Source organism: Sodalis-like endosymbiont of Proechinophthirus fluctus (assembly GCF_001602625.1).
In the GTDB taxonomy this organism is placed as follows: Bacteria; Pseudomonadota; Gammaproteobacteria; order Enterobacterales; family Enterobacteriaceae.
In genome coordinates, this window is record NZ_LECR01000077.1 from 34,924 (window position 1) to 40,386 (window position 5,463).

A 5,463-nucleotide genomic window follows, 5' to 3' on the forward strand; every position below is an offset into this window, starting at 1 on the left:
CGGATTAGGAACGCGTTCTGGGCAATCTCGTCGTCTGGGATGGCCGATTCCGGCCAGATGACCATCTGCGCTTTGCCGAGGGCCGGCAGGGTACGCTGCAGGTAAATATCCAGCGTCGGGCCGACCTGACTGGCCTCCCATTTCATCGACTGGGCAATATTGCCCTGTACTAGAGCCACGTTAATGGCCCGCGCTGGCTGAGGCTGGTACCACTGTAACGAGCGCAGCGGCCAGGGCAGTAGCATCAGAGCCAGTGCGCCCAGCGCCGGCAGCCATTGCCGCCGTGCCAGCGCAAAGACCACCAGGCCGCTTATCATCATCAGTATGAAGGTGATAGCCTGAACACCCAAGAGCGGCGCGATCCCTTTTAGCGGTCCATCAATTTGACTGTAGCCAAATTCCAGCCAAGGGAAACCGCCCAGCACCCAGCCACGCAGAAATTCGGTGATCGACCACAGCACTGGCGCGCCGAGTGTTAGCCTCCACATGCTAGTACGCGGCCACAGACGTGCCAGCAGAGCAGCAAATAGCATAGGGTATAACGCCAAATAGGCGGCCAGTACCACCACCAGCGCTACGTTTACCGGGCCAGGCAGACCGCCGAATTGTGCGATGCTGACGTAGACCCAGTTAACGCTGGTGCCGAACAGGCCAAAACCCCAGACAAAGCCCAGCCAGCCGGCTTTCTGGCCGCTGCGGTTGAGTATTACCGCCAGCAGGCCACCTAGCGAGATAACAGCCGCGGGCCAGAAATCGTATGGGGAAAATGCCAGGGTGCCGCAAGCACCGGTAATGAGCGCCAGCAGCGCACGGAGCCGCCGGCGTGCAAACAGTGGGGGGATAGCCATTGGGAATTTAATCTTCCATGGTGTGTCACGGTGAATTCTCGGGTATTTTGACATACACTTGGATAATGCGCCGGCTATCGGCCATTGCCACTTTGAAATTGTAGCCATCAATGTCGATAGCCTCGCCGCGCGCCGGCAAATGGCCAAAGGCCTGCATCACCAGGCCGCCGATGGTATCCACTTCCTCATCGCTGAAGTGTGTATTGAAGACCTCGTTAAAATCCTCAATGGGGGTCAGGGCGCGAATGGTGAAGGTGTAGCGGTTCAGTTGGCGGATATCCCGCTCCTCTTCATCGTCGTATTCATCCTCGATTTCACCAACGATAAGCTCCAGGATATCCTCGATGGTCACCAGACCTGACACGCCGCCGAATTCATCTATGACGATGGCCATGTGATAACGCTGGGATCGGAACTCCTTGAGCATACGGTCCACTCGTTTGCTTTCCGGCACCACGACCGCCGGGCGCACAATCTTCTCAATACTAAAGGGTTCGTCGTGGCTGAGCATGAACGCCAGCAAATCCTTGGCCAGCAGGATCCCCTCCACATGATCTTTATCTTCGCTGATGACCGGAAAGCGGGAATGAGCCGATTCTACGATAGCATCAAGGCACTCTTGCAGGGATTGGTTCTTCTTCAGCGTGATAATCTGCGAGCGTGGGATCATGATATCTCGCACCCGTTGTTCGGCGATGTCCATGACGCCTTCTAGCATATCGCGGGTATCGTGATCGATAAGCTCATTCTTTTCGGAATCTCTAATAAATTCCAAAAGATCATCACGGTTTTTCGGTTCACTGTGAAACAGCTGATTTAGCATCAGGGTAAAAAAGCCCTTCTTGGGGCTGAGGTTGTCGTTGCTCTGCGAATAGTCGTCGCTCATAGCGTTAGATTAATTTCACTCTCTAATGATTAAAAGGAACGGGAGATTACAAGTCTTTCTCTGCAAGATAGGGATCTGGGTAAATGAGCTTTTGCATGATCTCCGTTTCCAGCGATTCCATTTCCATGGCTTCCTCGTCCAGGATATGATTATACCCTAGCAGATGTAGTGAACCGTGAACAACCATATGCGCCCAATGCGCTTCCAACGCTTTCTCCTGCTGCTGTGCTTCGCGTTCCACCACCTGGCGGCAGATGACCAAATCCCCTAGCAGGGGCAATTCCACTTCCGGTGGGGCTTCAAAGGCAAAAGAGAGCACGTTGGTAGGTCTGTCTTTGCCGCGGTAGGTGAAATTGAGTTCATGGCTTTCCGCTTCATCCACCAGGCGCACGGTGACTTCCGCACAGTTGCGAAACAGCGGCAATACGCCCTGCAACCAGCGCAGAAAATCTGCCTCATTGGGCAGATTGCGCGCGTCATCGCAGGCCAGCTGCAGGTCTAGTATCACCTCGTTCATGTGCTATGCTCCCCGGAGAACGGTGAACCTGATCCGCTCTGTGCTGTACCGTTAATCTGGACCAGGGACTCGCGTTTGCGATCGGGTGGCCAGTTGCTCTTTGCGTTTCTGGTCAGCGCTTTCCCAGGCTTCATAGGCATTGACAATACGCGCTACAACCGTGTGGCGCACTACGTCTTCGCTATGGAAGAAATTGAAGCTGATTTCCTCGACTTCCGCTAGTACTTCCACCGCGTGACGCAACCCTGATTTCTGATTGCGCGGCAGGTCTATCTGCGTGACATCGCCGGTTATCACCGCTTTGGAATTAAAGCCGATGCGGGTCAGAAACATCTTCATCTGTTCAATAGTGGTGTTCTGGCTCTCGTCGAGAATGATGAAGGCGTCGTTCATCGTGCGCCCGCGCATGTAGGCCAGCGGCGCGATCTCGATGACATTACGCTCAATCAGTTTTTCTACCCTCTCGAAGCCCAGCATCTCAAAGAGCGCGTCGTAAAGCGGGCGCAGATAAGGGTCGACCTTTTGACTCAGATCGCCGGGCAAGAAACCCAGTTTCTCCCCAGCTTCCACCGCCGGACGGGTCAGGAGAATACGGCGGATTTCTTGCCGCTCTAGCACATCTACCGCCGCCGCCACCGCCAGATAGGTTTTACCGGTCCCAGCTGGGCCGATGCCAAAAGTAATATCATGATCGAGAATGTGGGCAATATATTGCGCCTGGTTCGGCGTACGCGGTTTAATGATGCCGCATTTGGTTTGTATATTTACCGTTCGGCCATAATCGGACACGTTTTCCACCGTTTGTTCCAGCATCCGATTCTGTTTGATGGCTAGGTGGATTTGTTCCGGCTCAATATCGGTGATAATGCCGCGTAGCGGCACCGTGTCGACGTACAGCGAGGTGAGAATGGACGCAGCGGCATCTACGCACAGGGGCTTGCCTACCAGTTTGAAAATATTGTCACGCCGATTAATCTCAATGCCTAACCGGCGCTCAATTTGCTTGATATTATCATCAAACGGCCCACAGAGGCTCAATAGACGGTTGTTATCTGCGGGTTCCAGCATGATTTCTTTGGTTTCGACGTTCAAATCTTTCCTCTCGGCACTAAAGTCATTACAGGGTGAACCACAGGCTAGGGTCTATGAGGGCCGACAACCTGGCATATGGCTAATAAGTGAAGCATCCCCTACCAGGTTGTCAATGGCAAAGGCCATAATTCAAGGGCAAAGGTCATCATATGTATATTGGGGTACAATTAGTGCAATGCAACCAGGGCAATGGTGAAGAGACAGAGCAGCGACCCCGCCCCCCGGGCGTGATGGCGGGCGAGAGAGGGGTTCACGACTGGTAAATGCCACGCCCAAGTTAGTTCTCTTTACGAGTGCGGACAATGACCGACGCCTGGCTTTCACGACTGCGCAATGCCATTTGATCCCTGGTGCGCAACAAGGATTCCCGCACAGCGACGAATTGGGATAGATATCCACAATTTCCACATCGACTAATTTGCCTACTATGGACAGAGCGCCTTCAAAATTGACGACCCGATTGTTCTCGGTACACCCGGACAGTTCCATTACATTTTTTGTGCGATGTGCTTTCCACGAGAATACGATGCACCGTACCCTGCATGTGGGGCTGAACTGCGTGGCTTGTTTGCGTGATACGTTCTTGAAAAATATGCAGCTGCTGCTTTTTCTCTTCGTCGCTGACGGTTATCCGCCATATCGGCGTCGGGGAAAACAGGACGGGTGGAAATAAAGCTGAAGTTCGTGTCGAAATTCACGTCTGCGAATAAGGTTCATCGTTTGCTCAAAATCGTGCTAGGCTTCACCCGGAAAGCTGACGATGAAGTTCGAGCTGATTTGAATATCCGGGCGCGCTTTACACAGCCGGCGGATAATTAATTTATATTCTAGCGAGGTATGGGCGTGTTTCATAATGGTCAGGATGCGATCGGAACCGCTTTACACCGGCAGGCAAATGCACGAAGCTAATCAGCTCTGGGATATCGCGGTAGACATAGATAATACCGTCGGTGAGCTCGATAGGATGGCTGGGTGATATACCGGATGTGGTCAATTCCATCGATGGCTGCCACCAGCCTCAGCAGTTCGGCGAAGGTGTAGATACCGTCGTCATAGTTGTCGCCGCGATAGGCGTTGATGTTCTACCCCAGCAGGTTAACTTCGCGCACGCCCTACCTGATCCGCCAGTTGGGCAACCTCGAAAAGAATATCGTCGCACGGACGGCTGACTGTTTTGCCGCTGGTGTAGTGCATGACGCAAAAACTGCAGTATTTGTTGCAGCCTTCCATGCGGGACAAAGGCAGTCGGCTCTTCCGCACGCGGTTCCGGCAGCCGGTGCAGGGTCTGCGGCTCGAAAATGATATTCACATAATTGACCCGTTCGCGTATATGGGCGCCTTCTTGAGACTCCACAAAGCCGCCGGCGCCGATAATCAAATCTGGCTGGGCTTCCTCAACATCCGCTATCAGCTCAGCTGATGAAACAACTTCTCCTACGTTTTTCCCCAGATGGAGCAGGTATTGAGCAGCGGGACATCCGCTTTTTCGGGGTTTTCCGTCAACTGGTAGCCGTGGGTGCTATCCGAATAAGTCGGTCATCTTGGATGAATTATATTCATTCATCTGACAGCCCCAGGTTTTGATATGGGGTTCTTGGTCATTACTCAATGCAGTATTAAAAAGCCTACAGACTTGCACAGGGCGCGTGTTGTAATCTTTTGCTGGTGTTGTGACCAGTTGCGCGTACATCGCATCTTTAAAGGGTAAATTTTGCGGTATAATACCGGAATATGAAACCAGAATATGAAAAATAATAGCGTAGGCATTGGCCGAAATGAAGACGAACGAAGCGTGCTATGAGGTGGTGGTGGCCGGCGGCGGCATAGTGGGAGCAACGCTGGCACTGGCGCTGGCCCAGACGGGATTTCGGGTGCTGGTTGTTGACCCCACCCCACCGACGTTCGTGGCAGACGACGCGCCGCCGGATTTACGAGTGTCGGCTATCAGCAGCACCTCGGTGGCGCTGCTGCGCCGCCTCAAGGCCTGGCAACACATTGGCGACCGTTTTTGCGTTCCGTACCGCCGCCTGGAAACCTGGGAGTGGCCGTCCTCAGTGGTAGCGTTCGATGCTATCTCCCTCAGCCTGCCGGAGCTGGGTTTTATGGTGGAGAACCGCCGG

Annotated in this window: 4 protein-coding genes and 2 pseudogenes; 1 reads left to right on the plus strand and 5 read right to left on the minus strand. The window is 53.5% G+C overall.

Annotation, left to right across the window (positions count from 1 at the left end):
- The 5 genes and pseudogenes from lnt to miaB form a co-directional block, all read right to left on the minus strand.
- Nucleotides 1–848: apolipoprotein N-acyltransferase (gene lnt, locus BG74_RS17875; protein ID WP_244267426.1), on the minus strand; the 848-nt coding region annotated here is incomplete at its 3' end.
- A 25-nt stretch (nucleotides 849–873) separates the two neighbouring features.
- Complete coding sequence (gene corC, locus BG74_RS07610) at nucleotides 874–1,734, minus strand: CNNM family magnesium/cobalt transport protein CorC (protein ID WP_066597612.1); 861 nt, start codon at nucleotides 1,732–1,734, stop codon at nucleotides 874–876.
- Nucleotides 1,735–1,780: 46 nt separating this feature from the next.
- A complete protein-coding gene (ybeY, locus tag BG74_RS07615; RefSeq protein WP_066597613.1) occupies nucleotides 1,781–2,251 on the minus strand; it encodes an rRNA maturation RNase YbeY in 471 nt (156 codons plus the stop codon).
- Nucleotides 2,248–3,343: pseudogene (locus tag BG74_RS07620) on the minus strand (PhoH family protein). Before BG74_RS07620 ends, ybeY begins: the two are co-directional and overlap by 4 nt.
- Before the next feature lie 277 nt (nucleotides 3,344–3,620).
- Nucleotides 3,621–4,907 (minus strand): annotated as a pseudogene (miaB, locus tag BG74_RS07625) (tRNA (N6-isopentenyl adenosine(37)-C2)-methylthiotransferase MiaB).
- A gap of 211 nt (nucleotides 4,908–5,118) precedes the next feature.
- Between miaB and BG74_RS07630 the strand changes: the two are divergent.
- Nucleotides 5,119–5,463: FAD-dependent oxidoreductase (locus BG74_RS07630; protein ID WP_244267427.1), on the plus strand; the 345-nt coding region annotated here is incomplete at its 3' end.

Bases quoted from the DNA above. Each gene is read 5' to 3' on its own strand.
- corC (WP_066597612.1), bottom strand. From the start codon at position 1,734: ATGAGCGACGACTATTCGCAGAGCAACGACAACCTCAGCCCCAAGAAG.
- ybeY (WP_066597613.1), bottom strand. From the start codon at position 2,251: ATGAACGAGGTGATACTAGACCTGCAGCTGGCCTGCGATGACGCGCGC.